Origin of the sequence: Blautia sp. DFI.1.216 (assembly GCF_020594215.1) — a bacterium.
Classification (GTDB): Bacteria; Bacillota; Clostridia; order Lachnospirales; family Lachnospiraceae; genus Blautia_A; species Blautia_A wexlerae.
The window spans coordinates 15,068-33,104 of the sequence record NZ_JAJDML010000029.1 but is presented as its reverse complement, the minus strand read 5'-3'; the positions used below and the strand labels follow the sequence as shown (position 1 = coordinate 33,104).

General features: G+C 41.6%; 17 protein-coding genes. 14 read left to right on the top strand and 3 right to left on the bottom strand.

The genetic code is table 11. The annotated features are described in order from the left end of the window. Nucleotides 1-194 precede the first annotated feature (194 nt). The 4 genes from LJE11_RS12005 to LJE11_RS11990 are packed head-to-tail and all read left to right on the top strand — an operon-like array spanning nt 195 to nt 4,284. Nucleotides 195-2,102, top strand: coding sequence for a serine/threonine-protein kinase (locus tag LJE11_RS12005; RefSeq protein ID WP_227296023.1), 1,908 nt, complete (start codon nt 195-197; stop codon nt 2,100-2,102). Then, on the top strand, nt 2,083-2,901 hold the full coding sequence (locus LJE11_RS12000; protein ID WP_118585943.1) for a PP2C family protein-serine/threonine phosphatase: 819 nt from the start codon (nt 2,083-2,085) through the stop codon (nt 2,899-2,901). Before LJE11_RS12005 ends, LJE11_RS12000 begins: the two co-directional genes overlap by 20 nt. Nucleotides 2,902-2,914: 13 nt before the next feature. Continuing rightward, nucleotides 2,915-4,144 (top strand): hypothetical protein, encoded by a 1,230-nt coding sequence (locus LJE11_RS11995; protein ID WP_055058314.1) that lies wholly within the window; start codon nt 2,915-2,917, stop codon nt 4,142-4,144. Then, the gene (locus LJE11_RS11990) at nt 4,144-4,284 is read left to right on the top strand and encodes a hypothetical protein (RefSeq protein ID WP_154108133.1); all 141 of its coding nucleotides are present in this window, start codon (nt 4,144-4,146) and stop codon (nt 4,282-4,284) included. Before LJE11_RS11995 ends, LJE11_RS11990 begins: the two co-directional genes overlap by 1 nt. A gap of 112 nt (nt 4,285-4,396) precedes the next feature. On the opposite strand, the gene LJE11_RS11985 is transcribed toward LJE11_RS11990, so the two are convergent. Both LJE11_RS11985 and LJE11_RS11980 read right to left on the bottom strand, forming a co-directional pair. Then, complete coding sequence (locus LJE11_RS11985; protein WP_118330531.1) at nt 4,397-5,497, bottom strand: serine hydrolase; 1,101 nt, start codon at nt 5,495-5,497, stop codon at nt 4,397-4,399. Between the two features lie 116 nt (nt 5,498-5,613). Further along, nucleotides 5,614-6,627, bottom strand: coding sequence for an N-acetylmuramoyl-L-alanine amidase (locus LJE11_RS11980; RefSeq protein ID WP_227296021.1), 1,014 nt, complete (start codon nt 6,625-6,627; stop codon nt 5,614-5,616). A gap of 783 nt (nt 6,628-7,410) precedes the next feature. On the opposite strand from LJE11_RS11980, the gene rpsL reads away from it, so the two are divergent. The 4 genes from rpsL to tuf all read left to right on the top strand — a co-directional run bounded on the left by rpsL (nt 7,411) and on the right by tuf (nt 12,189). Further along, the gene (gene rpsL, locus LJE11_RS11975; RefSeq protein ID WP_008705161.1) at nt 7,411-7,827 is read left to right on the top strand and encodes a 30S ribosomal protein S12; all 417 of its coding nucleotides are present in this window, start codon (nt 7,411-7,413) and stop codon (nt 7,825-7,827) included. Nucleotides 7,828-8,051: 224 nt separating this feature from the next. After that, nucleotides 8,052-8,522, top strand: a complete 471-nt coding sequence (gene rpsG / locus LJE11_RS11970) for a 30S ribosomal protein S7 (protein ID WP_020993199.1) — start codon at nt 8,052-8,054, stop codon at nt 8,520-8,522. A gap of 17 nt (nt 8,523-8,539) precedes the next feature. Next, nucleotides 8,540-10,660 (top strand): elongation factor G, encoded by a 2,121-nt coding sequence (fusA, locus tag LJE11_RS11965; protein WP_008705157.1) that lies wholly within the window; start codon nt 8,540-8,542, stop codon nt 10,658-10,660. A 335-nt stretch (nt 10,661-10,995) separates the two neighbouring features. Then, the gene (gene tuf, locus LJE11_RS11960; RefSeq protein WP_008705156.1) at nt 10,996-12,189 is read left to right on the top strand and encodes an elongation factor Tu; all 1,194 of its coding nucleotides are present in this window, start codon (nt 10,996-10,998) and stop codon (nt 12,187-12,189) included. A 257-nt stretch (nt 12,190-12,446) separates the two neighbouring features. Here the strand turns inward: tuf and LJE11_RS11955 are convergent, their stop codons facing one another. Next, nucleotides 12,447-12,929 (bottom strand): helix-turn-helix domain-containing protein, encoded by a 483-nt coding sequence (locus LJE11_RS11955; RefSeq protein WP_008790928.1) that lies wholly within the window; start codon nt 12,927-12,929, stop codon nt 12,447-12,449. 232 nt (nt 12,930-13,161) lie between these two features. On the opposite strand from LJE11_RS11955, the gene LJE11_RS11950 reads away from it, so the two are divergent. The 6 genes from LJE11_RS11950 (at nt 13,162) to LJE11_RS11925 (ending at nt 18,037) form a co-directional block, all read left to right on the top strand. After that, nucleotides 13,162-13,356, top strand: coding sequence for a hypothetical protein (locus tag LJE11_RS11950; protein WP_008373537.1), 195 nt, complete (start codon nt 13,162-13,164; stop codon nt 13,354-13,356). A gap of 11 nt (nt 13,357-13,367) precedes the next feature. Beyond that, on the top strand, nt 13,368-14,459 hold the full coding sequence (locus tag LJE11_RS11945; protein ID WP_227296019.1) for a site-specific integrase: 1,092 nt from the start codon (nt 13,368-13,370) through the stop codon (nt 14,457-14,459). 169 nt (nt 14,460-14,628) lie between these two features. After that, entirely contained in the window at nt 14,629-15,711 is a 1,083-nt protein-coding gene (locus LJE11_RS11940; protein WP_055152729.1) for an AAA family ATPase, read from the top strand. A gap of 67 nt (nt 15,712-15,778) precedes the next feature. After that, the gene (locus LJE11_RS11935) at nt 15,779-16,018 is read left to right on the top strand and encodes a hypothetical protein (RefSeq protein ID WP_008793133.1); all 240 of its coding nucleotides are present in this window, start codon (nt 15,779-15,781) and stop codon (nt 16,016-16,018) included. Nucleotides 16,019-16,192: 174 nt separating this feature from the next. Then, nucleotides 16,193-16,420 carry a DUF5348 domain-containing protein gene (locus LJE11_RS11930; protein ID WP_008373546.1) on the top strand — a complete coding sequence of 76 codons (228 nt, stop codon included), beginning with the start codon at nt 16,193-16,195 and terminating at the stop codon, nt 16,418-16,420. A gap of 201 nt (nt 16,421-16,621) precedes the next feature. Next, complete coding sequence (locus LJE11_RS11925; RefSeq protein WP_015541741.1) at nt 16,622-18,037, top strand: plasmid recombination protein; 1,416 nt, start codon at nt 16,622-16,624, stop codon at nt 18,035-18,037.

Sequence of the window (18,037 nt, the reverse complement as noted above, 5' to 3'; positions counted from 1 at the left end):
TTGCCGAAAAAAGAGAAAAATACAAAGAAACTGCTTTTTGTGTTATAATACCAGTACATTATGAGCAGGTAATGAACTGTGAAGTATTTTTACAGTTATGATAAATATACATTTTTGTTTCCGGTAACAGCTTGTAAAAAGCATTGACCGGGACAGGGAAGGAAATAGAAATTGAACAGAAATGGAGGTGCAATATGGATAAAGAACTTCCGGTTTCAGCATGGCCGGAATGGAAAATCATAGAGAAAATCGGCGAAGGCTCTTTTGGAAAGGTGTATAAGGCACAGAGAACAGAACGTGGAAAATCTTTCTATTCTGCTATCAAGATCATCAATATACCCGGAAGCCAGAGCGAGTTGAACAGCGTACGTTCTGAAACAGGGGATGAGCAGTCCACAAGACAGTATTTTCAGAATCTGGTTGAGGAATGTATTCAGGAAATCAGTACCATGGAATACTTTCGAGGAAACTCTTACATTGTCTCTGTAGAAGATTTTAAGGTTATGGAATATCTGGATGTCATTGGATGGGAGATTTCCATAAGGATGGAATATCTGACAAGTTTTATGGATTACTGTGCGGAAAAGCAGCTTACTGAGAAAGAGGTAATAAAGCTGGGAATGGATTTGAGTAAGGCACTGGAATATTGCCGGAAACTTAAGATCATTCACAGGGATATCAAGCCGGAGAATATTTTTGTATCCAGATTTGGCGATTTTAAGCTTGGAGATTTCGGAATTGCACGTGAACTTGAGCGAACCATGAGCGGATTTTCCAAGAAAGGTACTTACTCTTATATGGCGCCTGAGATGTATAAAGGTGAGAAATATGACAGCAGGGTAGATATTTATTCTCTTGGGATTGTGCTGTACAGGCTGATGAATCATAACAGACTGCCATTTATGAGTCTGGAAAAACAGTTTATCACTTACAGGGATAAGGAAAATGCATTAAATAAGCGTGTTGCAGGAGAGCAGATGAGTGCACCTGTGGATGCAGGAACACAGTTTGTCCGTATTATCATGAAGGCCTGTGCTTATGATCCTGCACAGAGATATCAGACACCGGAGGAGCTTTATAGTGCGCTGGATGATCTGAAAAATGGAAGATCTGGCAGAATCCGGCAGTTACAAAACGGTGTTCAGAAAGCAGGAACGGATAAAACAGAATCATATAGTGCAATTGCACAGAACGGCAGAGCAACACAGAATGTTATATCAGATGCCGAAAATGTACGAAAAAGTACAGTGCAGAATACGTCAGTACAGAATACCCGGGGAAATAAAAAAACATCAGATTTTCAGAATGCTGCAAAAAGAAAACGTGCTGTAAACAATGTTTCTGAGAGCAGCTTTACAGATAAAGAAACAATGTCAGTTGTAGCAGAACAGAAAATACAGCCACAGGAAACGCCATCAGAAACAGTTGCGATAAGATCTGCGCGTGCTGTGGAAGCCAGAAAGCGAAGACGCAGGAAGAAACAGCTGCTGCGCAGGGCATTGCTTGCAATTGTGGCAGGTACAGCGATACTTATGATGGCCGCCGTCTATTACAGAGTAAGTACAGATCATGCTCAGGAAGGACAGGAGGATAATCCGATCGCAATTCTGGATGATGAGAAATACAGCTCCACAAAATCCGGATCCAAAGATTTCTCCAAAGCTCTGGATACGATCAAGGAGCAGGCAACAACTATCACAGATAATCTGAACAGTTACGACTGGGTTGGAACAGAAGGAACTGTTCTGCGATATCTGAGAAGGGTAAAGACCACTCAGCAGGCAGATGGAAATCTGGATATTGAGAGTGAATGCATGAAAGCTCTGGTCTATCCGGCAGAATCCGGAGATGGAGTTTATGAAGAATATTTCTACTGGGGAGAGAAGTTATTCTTTGCATATATCTGGTATGATGAAACTTCAGAATATTATTATTATAACGACGGCGAACTGATAAGATGGATCGATTCCAATGGAAAATGTCACGATAACGAAAAAGATAATGAGGAATTCGTGAAACGTGGCGAGAAATACTGGAACAATTCATTGAAAGCATTGAAGGGAGAAGGAACAAAGACAGATAATGGCAATGTATCAGATTGAATGTGCATATACCTGCCATACAGGAAATATCCGGGCAAATAATGAAGATAATTTCTGGTGTTTTGGGGAATCCCTTCCGGTGAACAATGAAGGAACAAAGGGTATCTGCTCAAAGATTATTTCGGGTAACAGAGCACCGGCAATGGCGGTATTTGACGGTATGGGAGGAGAAAGCTGCGGCGAGATTGCAGCCTTTCTTGCATCAGAAGAATTTGGAAAATTTTATAATGCGAATAAAAGAATGCTGAGGGATATGCCGGAAGATTTTATAGACGATGTATGTGAGAAGATGAATCAGGCAGTATGCAGATATGGAACAGAGCATCATATTTGGAGCATGGGAAGCACAATGGCGATGCTCCTCTTTACACCAGAGTCTATGTTTGCCTGCAATCTTGGGGACAGCAGGATTTATTTTATGGATGGCGGTAAGCTTCAGCAGATTTCCACAGACCATGTTTTTGGTGGTACGGCAGTTGGGAAAGCCCCGTTAACCCAGTATCTTGGACTTCCTGAAGAGCTGCAGAGACTGGAACCTTCTGTGACAGAAATCGAGCATAAGGAGGGATACAGATATCTTCTGTGTTCAGATGGAGTAACAGATATGCTTTCGGACAGTGAGATAGAGGCGATTCTGTCACAGGATATGGAAATCCCGGAGATCGTAAATGATCTTCTTAAAAATGCTCTCCAAAAAGGTGGGAGAGATAATGTGACGATCGTGCTCTGTGAAGTACAGAAGCTGGATACAGTCCGCAGAATGAAAGAATGGATGAAAAATCTGAAAGATAAAAAATGAGAGGTGGGGCAGCATGAAGAACCGTATGCAGGATCTGGATTTTGAACAGAATGTTGCGTTTGATAAAGTACAGGAGTATGAATTTACCAGAAGGGCGGCACAGAGATTTCGGCAGGTGGTAAGCCTGGACAGTTTTGAAGACGAAGATGCGGATGTTATTTTCCACTATTTATATAAAGAGATGGAACTGGTGTCCTTTGGCGACCATCTGAAGAGATATATTTATGAAAGGGCAGAGCTGGAAGAACCCTTCTCGGAGGTTCCACAGGAAGTGTATAAGGAGATTGTAGTAGATTCCTTTAAGGAAACCTATACGCCCAAATCCATGAATCCTACCTCTACCAAGTTGTCGGCACTGGTGAATAACTGGCTGAATCAGGCATCTGTAAAAAGAGAAACCGTTTTTCTTCTGGGGTTTGGGTTGAAAATGACCACAGAGGATGTGTCGGATTTCCTGACAAGAGTACTGAAAGAACAGGATTTTGATTTTCACAATCCGGACGAGGTGATCTACTGGTATTGTTACAGTACGCAGCAGGGTTATCACAAAGCAGAGGAATTGAAGAAAAAATATGAGATACTCGCTCCTGTGGAAGTGGAAAATACTCAGGTTTTATACGGAAGCAACCTGTGCCTTGATACGGAGGAGAAACTGATCGATTATCTTGCCCGACTGAAATCAAAAAGAGTAGATCCCATATCTGAGAAAAGTCAGGCATTTCAGGAGTTTACAAAGCTTTTATATCATGCGAAGCAGATTATTGCCGGACTGTATCAGCATGATGAAGAGGAAAAAGGTGGGGATAAGGTGTGGACAGCAGAAAGAATTACACCTTCTGATGTGGAAAAAGTAATCTGCAGCGGAATCCCCATCAACAAAATGGGCAATTTGAAGAAAATGTCTGCCTCCATTCTGGCAAAGCATTTCAGCCAGAAGCGTTTCAGCAGGCAGAGGATTACAAATATTTTAAGCCACAAACTCCCGGTGGAGCGCTTTGACCTGATCACACTGGAATTCTTTATCGTATCCCAGGAAATGGAGGATGATGATCCTTTTAACAGATACAAGCATTTTCTGGATGAGATTCAGGATATTCTGCTTCGATGTGGAATGGGAGAGATATACATAGTAAATCCATACGAATGTTTCCTTCTCATGTGCCTTCTCACAGACTGTCCGCTGGCAGTATTTTCGGAGATATGGGAGAAGTCCTATGAAGAGGGGGAAGCTGAAGAGGCATAATGGTATCAACAATTGTACAGCCGGTGCCGGATATGGCACGAAAGGCTGTGGAACTTTTATTAAAGAAAATAAAAGGGGAAGAGATTGAGACATTGACGATTCTTCCTGTTGAATTTGCAGAAGGAGGCACAACCCGTTAAGGGATGTGCCTCCTTCTTTTAACCGAATCAAGTAAGTCACCTGCGGAGGTTGCGAATATCTGTCTGATTTATGACAATTATCTGGATAGACTGTAGATTCAGAAGAGTGTGTTTATTCATTATAATATCCGTAGATAGCACGTGCATCTGCAGCAATGGTGCTTTGGGCTGCACCGGTATCAGTAAGATCCTGTGACATAAAGCATACTACAAGGTCAATTCCTTTGGCTGTATCATAGATGATCGCTGCATCATTTTCTACAGTGTCAAGTTCGCCGGTTTTATTGGCAGTACCGACGCCTTCTGGAAGTTGTGCAGGGATCTTGTTTTTACGCTGCTGCATTTTTAAGTGATAATACATTGCATCTGCGTTTGGAAGAGTAGAAGCGGGAAGGGTTCCGTTGACAGTCTGGTATATCTGCTTTAAAAAGGTTCCACAGTCTTTGACGGATGTATAGTTGTCGCCGTTTTCTTTACCTGCGAGAAGCAGGCGATTCATCTGGGTGCTGGTGAAACCATGTTCCTGGCAGAAGCCATTTACTTTTGCCATGCCTGCAGAGTCATCGCCGTTTCCAAGCCAGTTTACCAGAGTGTTGGCAGCATCATTATCACTGACAGTGATCATGGCTGAAATATTACTGTCAATTTCGTCTCCGTTGTGAGACTGGGAGAGGGTATCGTAGTTTTCGTATACAGCTCCCATAATATACAGTTTGATCAGGCTTGCTGCCTGCATGGGAGTATCGTTGATCATGCCTTCAGAATCTTTCGGCAGGTTGCAGACATAGACGGACCAGGTTCCGTTATCAGCCGGCAGCAGGGACTGTACCTGTTTCAGGAGATTGTCCATGCTGGAATCAGTGTTGTCGGTAAATGTGTTGTTGGAGGAAGGGGAAAGTGTTCCGTTCTGCTGTTCGGATTCTGAAGAGGGTTCAGCGGATTCTGACTGTGCAGGAGATGTTTCTCCGGTGGCTGCCTTGACAGAACTTTCCTGTTCTCTTAATTCATCTAACTGATCTGCTTGACTGATAAGGGTATTTGCATCAGTGGAAATCTCCTCTACGGTTTTGGAGAGTGTCTGTACTTTTTGCTGTAGTGTGACGAGATGGTTCAGTGATAAAAATGAAACAGCTGCCAGTGCAATCACTGCAACAGTCAGTATGCCGATCACTATATAGAGAAAAATAGGTTTTTCATTTGGCTTTTTATTCATTGCGGTTTTCCTTTCGTAATTATTATTATTGTAATCAGGATTGCGGGAACTGCGAAGCTGCGTAGCAATCCGCAGATATCAAGTCAGGGGCAAAATGCCTTTTGACACTTACATCATCATGATGCAAAGTAGCTGTCAATGCCATTTGCGATTCCCTGTACCATTGTTTTCTGGAATTCTGCGTCATTCATTTTCAGATCGTCATTCTGGCTTGTCATAAATCCCATTTCAAGGATCGTAACAGGAACAGTGCTCCAGTTAATTCCTGTCATCGTGTCAGTGTACTGGATTCCAAGGTTCTGAAAACCTGTTGCAGCACAGTAGGAATCGATGATGCACCGGGATAATCGATCAGACTGTTCAAACAGTTGTGGGATATAAGGATTATTCTGGGAGGGTGACATGGTCAGTGCCCCTGATGCAGTATGGGAATCATCGCCGTTTGCATGGATGCGGACATAGATTTCTGCGCCCTGTGAAGCAGCATATTGTGCGCGTTCCATGTTGCTGATGGCTGTTTCATTGTCTGTTCGTGTCATGACTACCTGATAGCCTCTCTGTTCCAGTTCATCTTTTAGTTGAAGAGAGACTTCCAGATTGAGCTGGTATTCGGGAACACCGCTGTAGGTTCCCTGAGTGCCGCTGGTACATTTTGCTTTCATTTCAGAAGAACCGGGACCGTTGGGCTCCGGGGCACTCATATCCACGGACTCACTCTGATGCCCTGGATCGATTCCTATTATATGTCCGCCTGTTTCGGCATCGGAGGAGAAAACGCCGGCACTGGAATTAGAGGAGGCGCTGGTGCTGTTCTGGCTGAATACAGAAGGCTTTGATGAAGGTTCTTTCGGGATTTCAGCTTTTTCTTTTGTTTTCTTCTGTGTGGCTGTCTGTTGTTTTTGTTTCATGCGATTGATATTTGACTGGACTGTGTCTATGGCGGTAGTGTACTTGTCTACTGCCTGTTTGACTTCGTCGTGTTTTGCAGTGATCTGTTCGGAGATTGTATCGACTTCTTTTTCGGTAGTGAGGATCTGGTGCAGTGTGGTCCTGTTAAAGAAGATCAGGGCTATGATGCACAGGAGTCCTGTCAGAAACAGAAGGATGCTGATCATGCTGGGTTTCTTCATATATTATAGTGTCCTTTCCTGAGTTTATAGAATGTTATAGTGTGTCTGCAAGTTGATTTGCCTGCTTTAGTTGTTATTATAATAAAAGGGAGGGGGAAATGCAATTGTTAGTGAAGGGGACGCGCCGGATAATATTTATTTTGTGTGCGGTTTCGGACGCTAAGAGATATTATAGCAGTCCTAGTAAATAATGCATCTTAATCCAGCCCATCAGAGTGTGAAATCCTGCGTCAGATATCTTTGCCGTGCGTCAGCACGCCTGCAGATATCTTCCTTGTCTTTCGCACTCTGCTGAACTGTCTTAAATGCATTATTTACTAGGACTGCTATAAATCTGCAGAAATCTGCTAAAAGCATGAGCAGCCCTCTCAAACTCGCTACGTTGCAAACTTCGCTCAAACACGTGAGACGGTCTGCTCATAACGCAGATTTCTGCAGATTAAGTATCTCTAAGCATCCTGCAAATGCACACAAAATAAATATTATCCGGCGCTGGGATTCGCAGTGGGGAAGTGGCAGTAAAGTGGTTGGAGGGGGAGCATATTGTCAGATAAGTTTAATATGGTGATGTAGTGTATGAGGAAAGGATTTTTTGGTTATGATAAAAATATGAAAAAATACTGTAAAATTCACGAGAAATCCCTTGACAGTGCGAGTTTTGCGGGATATAATAAGCAAGCGTGCAAAAGGAGCGTTTAATTTTTTTGCGCGTAATTACACGAATAGCAACCGCAAGGCCCCATAGAAAAATCTATGGAGAAATAAATCGGGAGGTGAAATGGAATGCCAACATTCAACCAGTTAGTAAGAAAAGGACGCCAGACATCTGTAAAGAAATCTACAGCTCCGGCTCTCCAGAAAACATTCAACTCTTTAAGAAAGAAAGCAGTTGAACAGTCTGCACCACAGAAACGTGGCGTTTGTACAGCAGTTAAGACTGCAACTCCTAAGAAGCCTAACTCAGCTCTTAGAAAAATCGCCAGAGTTCGTCTTTCCAACGGAATCGAAGTAACAAGCTACATCCCAGGAGAAGGTCACAACCTTCAGGAGCATAGCGTTGTTCTTATCCGTGGTGGAAGGGTTAAGGACTTACCTGGTACAAGATACCACATCATCAGAGGTACTCTTGATACTGCAGGTGTTGCTAACAGAAAACAGGCCCGTTCTAAATACGGCGCTAAGAGACCGAAAAAGAAATAATTCTAAAAAGGTTTCATAAGAATTTTAAGAACTGATCCTATTGTTTAGGACAGCAGGAATTAATCAATCGAAAATTCACGGAAGACTAGAACTATGAATTTGTACGGTATTCCATATACCCTGCCGGTTGCGGGTTAAATATAGGACCTTACCAGTGCGAACATGCAATAGTTATCTGCGTGAGTACCGATGATTTAATCACAATGATTAAGGAGGGAAGTAACGTGCCACGTAAAGGACATACTCAGAAAAGAGACGTTCTGGCAGATCCAATGTACAACAATAAAGTGGTTACCAAACTTATCAATAACATCATGTTAGACGGTAAGAAAGGTGTAGCACAGAAAATTGTTTACGGTGCATTCGCCAGAATCGAAGAAAAAGCTGGTAAACCAGCACTTGAAGTTTTCGAAGAGGCTATGAACAACATCATGCCACTTCTTGAAGTAAAAGCTAGACGTATCGGTGGTGCTACTTATCAGGTTCCGATCGAGGTAAGAGCAGACAGACGTCAGGCACTGGCTCTTCGCTGGTTAACAATGTTCTCTCGTAAAAGAGGCGAGAAAACAATGGAAGAAAGACTTGCAAATGAGCTTTTAGATGCAATGAACAACACAGGTGCATCCGTTAAGAGAAAAGAAGACATGCACAAGATGGCTGAGGCAAATAAAGCATTTGCTCACTATCGCTTCTAATATAGGAGGAAAATCCATTGGCTAAAGAGGGAAGAGAATATCCATTAGAGCGTACCAGAAATATTGGTATTATGGCTCATATCGATGCGGGTAAAACAACTCTTACAGAACGTATCCTGTATTATACAGGTGTCAACTATAAGATTGGTGATACTCATGAAGGTACTGCTACCATGGACTGGATGGAACAGGAGCAGGAGAGAGGTATCACAATCACTTCAGCGGCTACAACATGTCACTGGACTCTGGAAGAGAACTGCAAACCGAAGCCAGGTGCTCTGGAACATCGTATCAACATCATTGATACCCCAGGTCACGTTGACTTCACAGTAGAAGTTGAGCGTTCTCTTCGTGTACTTGACGGTGCTGTCGGCGTTTTCTGTGCTAAGGGTGGTGTTGAACCGCAGTCTGAAAACGTATGGCGTCAGGCCGACACTTACAATGTACCACGTATGGCATTCATCAACAAGATGGATATCCTTGGTGCAAACTTCTACGGTGCAGTAGAGCAGATCAAGACTCGTCTTGGTAAAAACGCAATCTGCTTACAGCTGCCAATCGGAAAAGAAGATGATTTCAAAGGAATCATTGACTTATTCGAAATGAAAGCTTACATCTACAACGATGAAAAAGGTGATGACATCTCCATCGTTGACATTCCTGAAGACATGAAGGAAGATGCTGAGCTTTATCATACAGAGCTCATTGAGAAAATCTGTGAGCTTGATGACGACTTAATGATGGAATATCTTGAAGGTGAAGAACCAACTGTTGAGAGACTGAAAGCAACATTAAGAAAAGCGACATGCGAGTGTACAGCTGTTCCGGTTTGCTGTGGTTCTGCTTACAGAAACAAAGGTGTTCAGAAACTTCTTGATGCTATCCTTGAGTATATGCCTGCTCCAACAGATATTCCTCCAATCGAGGGAACTGACCTGGACGGCAACCCGGTAGTAAGACATTCTTCTGATGAAGAACCGTTTGCAGCACTTGCATTCAAGATTATGACAGACCCATTTGTTGGTAAACTGGCATATTTCCGTGTATACTCCGGTACAATGAATTCTGGTTCTTATGTACTTAATGCTACTAAGGACAAGAAAGAACGTGTTGGACGTATTCTTCAGATGCATGCTAACAAACGTATGGAACTTGATAAAGTATATTCCGGTGATATCGCTGCAGCTATCGGATTCAAATTCACAACAACTGGTGATACAATCTGTGACGAGCAGCATCCGGTAATCCTGGAGTCCATGGAATTCCCAGAACCAGTTATCGAGCTGGCTATCGAGCCTAAGACTAAAGCTGGACAGGGTAAACTTGGTGAAGCTCTTGCAAAACTTGCAGAGGAAGACCCGACATTCCGTGCACATACAGATCAGGAAACTGGACAGACTATTATCGCTGGTATGGGTGAGCTTCATCTGGATATCATCGTTGACCGTCTCCTTCGTGAATTTAAGGTTGAGGCTAACGTAGGTGCTCCTCAGGTTGCTTACAAAGAGACAATCACCAAAGCTGTTGATGTAGACAGTAAGTATGCAAAACAGTCTGGTGGTCGTGGACAGTATGGTCACTGTAAAGTTAAATTCGAGCCTATGGATGCCAACGGAGAAGAACTGTACAAGTTCGAATCCACAGTTGTTGGTGGTGCTATTCCGAAGGAATACATTCCGGCAGTCGGCGAAGGTATCGAAGAAGCTATGAAAGCTGGTATCCTTGGCGGATTCCCTGTAGTCGGTGTATATGCTAACGTATACGATGGTTCCTACCATGAAGTCGACTCCTCTGAAATGGCATTCCACATTGCAGGTTCTCTTGCATTCAAAGATGCTATGCAGAAAGCAGCTCCGGTTCTTCTTGAGCCTATCATGAAAGTCGAAGTTACTACACCAGAGGATTACATGGGTGATGTTATCGGTGATATCAACTCCCGCCGTGGTCGTATCGAAGGTATGGAAGATATCGGCGGTGGTAAGATGATCCGTGGATACGTTCCACTTTCCGAAATGTTCGGATATGCTACAGACCTTCGTTCCAGAACACAGGGACGTGGTAACTACTCTATGTTCTTTGAGAAATATGAGCAGGTTCCGAAGTCTGTACAGGAAAAGATTCTTGCTAAGAAAGACTGATAATTTTGATCATCTGCAGTCTGTTGGTGTTTAAAGCCAACGGACTGCAGGAGATATAACGTTATTGTTCACTTCGTTCTCAGTAACGTTGCCAAAAATTCATTCCAGATTGTTTTCTGCAATGGAATTTTGGCATATACATGCCAAAACACCTCGTGTGATAGCGGCGTGGGTGAGCTGTAATGATATAACAATTGGTAATGCAAGTTATCAAATTGTATAAAATGCTTGCAAATATTCTGATTATGCAATATAATCAAGGATAGCAAGTTTAAAACCGAAAAGATGCTCTATAATAATATAAGAGCCAATTGTTTTAAGGAGGACGTTTTAAAATGGCAAAAGCTAAGTTTGAGAGAACAAAACCGCATTGTAACATTGGTACCATTGGACACGTTGACCATGGTAAAACAACTTTAACAGCTGCAATCACAAAAGTTCTGGCTGAGAGAGTTGCTGGAAACGTAGTAGAAAACTTTGAAGATATCGATAAAGCTCCAGAAGAAAGAGAGCGTGGTATCACAATTTCTACAGCTCACGTTGAGTATCAGACAGAGAAGAGACATTATGCACATGTTGACTGCCCAGGACATGCTGACTACGTTAAGAACATGATCACAGGTGCAGCTCAGATGGATGGTGCTATCCTTGTTGTAGCAGCTACAGATGGTGTTATGGCTCAGACAAAAGAGCACGTTCTTCTTGCTCGTCAGGTAGGTGTTCCTTACATCGTTGTATTCATGAACAAATGTGATATGGTTGATGACGAAGAACTTCTTGAACTGGTTGAGATGGAGATTCGTGAACTTCTTTCCGAGTATGATTTCCCAGGAGATGATATCCCGGTAATCAAAGGTTCTGCTCTTAAAGCTCTTGAAGATCCGAACGGTGAGTGGGGAGACAAGATCATGGAACTTATGGATGCTGTTGACAGCTACATTCCAGACCCACAGCGTGACACAGATAAACCATTCGTAATGCCTGTAGAGGATGTATTCTCTATCACAGGTCGTGGTACAGTTGCTACTGGTAGAGTAGAGGCTGGTGTACTTCATGTATCTGACGAAGTTGAAATCGTTGGTATCAAAGAAGAAACACGTAAAGTAGTTGTAACTGGTATCGAGATGTTCCGTAAACTTCTTGATGAAGCTCAGGCTGGTGATAACATCGGTGCACTTCTTCGTGGTGTTCAGAGAAACGAAATCGAGCGTGGACAGGTTCTTGCTAAACCAGGAACACTTACATGCCATACAAAATTCACAGCTCAGGTTTACGTTCTGACAAAAGATGAAGGTGGACGTCATACTCCATTCTTCAACAACTATCGTCCACAGTTCTACTTCAGAACAACAGACGTAACAGGTGTTTGCAACCTTCCAGAAGGAACAGAAATGTGTATGCCTGGAGATAACATCGAAATGACAATCGAACTGATCCACCCAATCGCTATGAGCCAGGGTCTTACTTTCGCTATCCGTGAAGGTGGACGTACTGTAGGATCAGGACGTGTTGCTACAATCATCGAGTAATCACTGACTAATATATATTGAGTACCGCAAGGTACATTGTGTCCAAACGTAAGATACCCCGGAACCGTAAGGTTTCCGGGGTTTTTCTGTACTCTAAGAAAAGAATTATTCGTAAATTTATCAGGTTAGTAATAGTGAAACATTTATCAGCAAGATGAAATACAGATAAATTTATAATTAAAAAATAAGACCAGCGGTGCCAAAACGGTGCCAAAAAGAAACTCCTGCGAATGTTTGCTATTCACAGGAGTATTTTTTTACCAGCCTTTGATCTGTTTGATTTGTTCAGCACGTTCTGGATCACGATGATATTGTAATTTCAGACGGATAGTTTCCACAACTTCCTGTCTGGATTCATCATCAAGCTGATAGAACGATGTAAGCAGATTATCTACATCAGGCATACTGTTCTTACCGAAAAGGTACATCAGCGGATACATAGAATTTTTTAAGTAAGTCTTTACACGACTTGCGTCTAATGCTCCGTTCAAACCGTCTGGAAGTGTAGGATAAATCTCTTCTTCCTTAATTGTGCCAGAAAATGGACTGGCAGAACATATCTCATTCACATCAATTTGCAATTCATTCGCAAGTCTTAATGCAAAATCAAATCGAATATTGGAATCTTTTTGAATAATTGAATATAAGGTTGTAGCACTGATTCCGGTTGCCTTTGCAATTTTGCGGACATTTGTGCCTTTTTCATCAAGATATTTCTTTAAATTTTTACCGTCACCCATAGAATCCTCCTTTTTCATATATTAGAAAATTACGAAAAACATAAATCTATAAAATATCATAACACAGACGTGGAATAAAATAAAGAAAAAATAGTGTACGAAGTTCGTAAAAATGTGTTTACGAAATATTGACAACGATAGAAATACATGATATTATCAATTTACGAAAATCGTACAGATATAGAAATACAGTAAACGTATTCTATATCTGGAGAGGAAAGGAGGAGGCAATATGGCAAGTTACAATTATATGATGAGTGCTGATGAAGTGGCACAGGAATTAAACTGCTCAAAATCTCATGCCTATAAACTGGTGAAAGCTATGAATAAAGAATTATCTGCACAGGGATATATTACGATGGCTGGAAGAATACCAAAGGCGTTTTGGGCAAAAAAGATGTATGGCTATGAAATAGCAGAAAATTAGGGAGGATCAATATGGCTTACAGAGAAAAAGACACAAAAAAATGGACAGCCCAGTGGTTTGAGACAAATGTCATGGGTGAGAAGAAAAAACGCAGAAAGCGTGGATTTGAAACAAAGCGAGAAGCATTGGAGTTTGAACGAAGCAAAAAGTTGAGCAATGAGCGAAGTATGGATATGAAGCTGAGCGATTTTATTGAGATTTATTTTTCAGACAAACAAAATGATCTGAAAGATCGAACAATCAAAAATAAAAGATATATGATGCAACAGCATATCGTTCCATACTTCGGAAATCAGATGATGAGTGAAATCAAGGCTTCACAGATTATTCAGTGGCAGAATGAAATTCAGAAAAAAGGCTATTCAGATTCTTATCTGAGAATGATTCAGAATCAGTTGACCAGTCTGTTTACACATGCAGCTAAAATCTATGACTTGCCGGTTAATCCATGCAAGAAAGTGAAACGAATGGGAAATTCAGATTCAAGAAGTTTGAACTTCTGGACACTGGACGAGTACAAACAGTTTATACAGATAATGGAGCCGGGAACAAGATATTATCTTATGTTTGAGATGCTGTTCTGGACTGGATGCAGGATCGGGGAGCTGCTTGCGATTACAAAAGCTGATATCAATTTTGAAAAGAATCAGCTTAGTATCAATAAGACTTATTACCGGACAGGAATGCAGGATATTATCACAGAACCGAAAACAAAACAGTCCTTTCGGACAATCGAAATTCCGGAATTTCTGAAAGAGGAAATTAAGGAATTTGTAGATGGTCATTACGGAATGCCGGATACAGAAAGATTATTTCCGGTTGTTCAGGAAGCGGTACAGCATAAGATGAAACGGCAGATTGAGCTGGCAGGAGTGAAGAAAATTCGAGTGCATGATATCAGGCACAGCCATGTGGCTTATCTTATTGAGAAAGGTGTGGAACCGTTATTGATTCGGGACAGATTAGGTCATAAAGATATTCGTATCACATTGAACACTTATGGACATCTTTATCCAAATCAGCAGAGAAAGATTGCAAATCTTCTGGATAATGAAAATGGAAATGCTGTTACCGGATTGGGAGAAGAAAGAGATGAATGTTGAAAAGGCAAAAGAAAAAGCCCAGATAAATAATCTGAGCAAGTTCTCTGATAATCAGATTCACTGATATACCATCTTGGCAGATTCAGTATATCACGAATCGGGAAATACGACAATTCCCGAATATCTGTTCATCAGAGACTTGCCCGGAAGGGCAGGAGGAGATGATGGAATGAATATGAATGAAAAAAATAAAATTGAGAATTGTAGAATAGAACCAAAACTGAAACTGATCAATATGGATTCAGTAGAGGTGGAACAGGTAGAATGGCTGCTTTATCCGTTTATTCCTTATGGAAAAGTGACCATTATACAGGGAGATCCAGGAGAAGGCAAGACAACGATGGTACTTCAGATTATTGCAAAACTGACCAGAGGAGAGCCGATTCTTCCTGTTACTGATAAAACGAAAACAAAAGAAAAACGAAGTGATGAAGTCGATAGTGAGAATGAAGATTTAGATGCTGAAGATAATATGCAGGAACAGTCTTCTGTGTCACCTGTAAATGTAATCTATCAGACAGCAGAAGATGGACTTGGAGATACTATCAAACCCAGATTACTTGCTGCAGGTGCAGATTGTTCAAAGGTGCTGGTGATTGATGACAGTGACCAGCCACTGACAATGGCAGATGTCAGATTGGAAGAAGCAATCGTGCAGACAAAAGCAAAAATGGTTGTTCTTGATCCGATACAGGGCTTTCTGGGAGCGGACGTAGATATGCACAGGGCAAATGAGATCAGACCACTGATGAAGCGTATCGCAGTGCTGTCAGAAAAATATCACTGTGCAGTTATTTTAATCGGTCATATGAACAAAAACAGCAACGGCAAATCTTCTTATCGAGGACTTGGCTCCATTGATTTTCAGGCTGCTGCAAGAAGTGTTCTGATTGTCGGGCGAGTGAAAGATGAACCGGAAGTAAGAGTGGTATGTCATACGAAGAGTTCTCTTGCACCGGAAGGAACGTCCATTGCATTCAGACTGGATAAGAATAATGGGTTTGAATGGATTGGAGAATATGATATCAGTGCCGATGAACTTCTTAATGGAGACGGAAGAGGACAGAAAAGTCGGAAAGCAAAAGAATTTCTCCTTGAGATACTGGCAAATGGAGGAATGACTCAGAAGAAAATTGCAGAAGAAGCAGAAGCCAGAGGAATCAAAAGTAAAACGCTATGGAACGCCAAACGGGAACTTGAAATTGATTCCGTAAAACGTGGAAAGCAATGGTATTGGATGTTGCCAGAATAAAAATGGAAGATGGCAAGATTACCATTTCTTAAGAAGAGGGGATCTTGCTACCTTGAAAGGAGAATAGATGCAAAATAAAAGTGTACAGATTCCATACGAGTTATTCTTTCAGCTCTTGCAATATTTTTTGATGGATAACTACGATGGTGAAGAAATAATACGGTTGGGATTGGAGAAAAAACTGGATGCAATGGTGAATCGTGAAGTATACAGCAAATCCAAAACAGCACCAACGGAAGAAGAAAGAGAAAAGTTCCGGAAGGAATATCTGGACAGACGGGGAATACCGGAGAACTTTCGATGGTAAAGGTTCTTTCTGAACACTTTATTACAGGAGCGTGTCACGCACCTGTAGATAGCAGACAAGGAGAATGTTGGTAAGGTGTAGTCGGGAGTTGACTGGCGTAGAAGAGAATTTTCAAAAGGGAGCCCTGATTCAGGGCGCCCCTGCGGAAACGGTAGATGAAAGGAGATTGGCACAATGAGAGAAGGAAGATTAGGATATAACAGTTATAACAAAAGATATGGATTATTATCATCAGATCTATGGATTGATACAGGATTTCACTGTGGAGAATGCCTGGAAGTGTTGCTTGATGATGAATGGGTTCAGACCAGAATGGAAATGAATCCTGCAAGAGAATGGTATCTTGTAGGGACACCGTATTGTGGTGATTTGGAATATATTCGGGCAAGGATACCGGAGTAAAGGTCTCTGTACCCCCGGAGGGCGCAAGGGTACTTTTGATGGACGGTACGGCTGTCGAAAGTGCTTTTGCGTTACTTTTGACAAAAGTAACAAAACCGCCGTATCCGGCGAATATTTCTTTTTATACTATAGCTGGCAAAGATACAAATTTATGTGCCATGTCTGGCACTGGTTTTAGAAAGCGGGGTGAGGAATATGACGATGAAACGAACAATCAGTGGTATGATCGGGACAGGGTCTCTGGCTCATAACAGACGAGATTTTATAGCAGAAAATGTTGATCCAGACAGAGTGCAATTAAATATTTGTTACCGGAATGAGAATCTGAAAGAAGTCTATAAAGAGCTGTTTGATGAAGCTGTAGAACGGTATAATGTCGGGAAAAGAAAAGATCGGCAGATTACAAATTATTATGAAAAGATTCGCCAAGGAAAACAGGAAAAGTTGTTCCATGAAGTGATTTTCCAGATTGGAAACCGAGAAGATATGGCTGTTGGAACAGAAGCAGGAGATCTGGCTGTAAACGTACTGGATGAGTATGTAAAAGATTTCCAGAAACGGAATCCGACACTTCGGGTATTTAGTTGCTATCTGCATCAGGATGAGGCTACTCCACATCTCCATATTGATTTTATTCCTTATGTGACGGACTGGAAAGGAAAAGGAATGGATACCAGAGTTTCACTGAAACAGGCATTAAAAAGTCTTGGATTTCAAGGTGGAAATAAGCATGATACGGAACTGAATCAGTGGATAAATCATGAAAAAGAAGTTCTGGCAGAGACTGCAAAGCAGTATGGAATTGAATGGGAACAGAAAGGTACTCATGAGGAACATCTGGATGTCTATAACTTCAAGAAAAAAGAACGGAAAAAGGAAGTACAGGAATTGGAGCAGGAGAAAGAGCATCTAACTGCTGAAAAAGAAGAATTAACAGCACAAATTGCAGAATCCAGAGCAGATATCCAGAATTTAAAAGACGATAAGGAACAGGCAATCAAGGCGAAGCAAGAAGCAGAACAAAAGGCAGGGAGCGCAGAAAAAGAACTAAAAAGCCTGGAAGATCGCAGAGAACAGCTACAACCGATTATGGATAGTGTGAGCAAAGAAATCAAAGAATATGGAACGGTTAAAATGTTACTGCCGGAGGCGGGCACGCTAGAACGGGCAGTAACCTATCGAGATAAAAAAATTAAACCACTGTTTCTTCAAATAAAGAATAAGGTTGCTGTAATGGCGGCTCAGGTTAAAGAACTTACGAAAGAGGTGGAAGGTTGGAAGAGAAAATATCAAAAGGTGAAACAAAAATATAATGCTATTCAGAGAGAACTGGATGATATACGTAAAGATAATCAGAAATTGTCAGAAGAAAAAGATATATTACAAGGTGTTTCTGATAGGTATGATCGTGTTGTGCGTGTTCTTGGAATAGAAACTGTAGATACAGCAGTACAGCAGGATATTCAAAACGAGAAAGTCCTGGAAGAAAAGCGACGGATGGAACAAATGCCGAAGGGAAATATTCATGAAAGATTGGCATGGGGAATGAAAAAAAGCGAGATGGAGAATCAGCAGCGTAAGAAAACTAAATCAAAAAACAGAGAAATGGAGAGATAA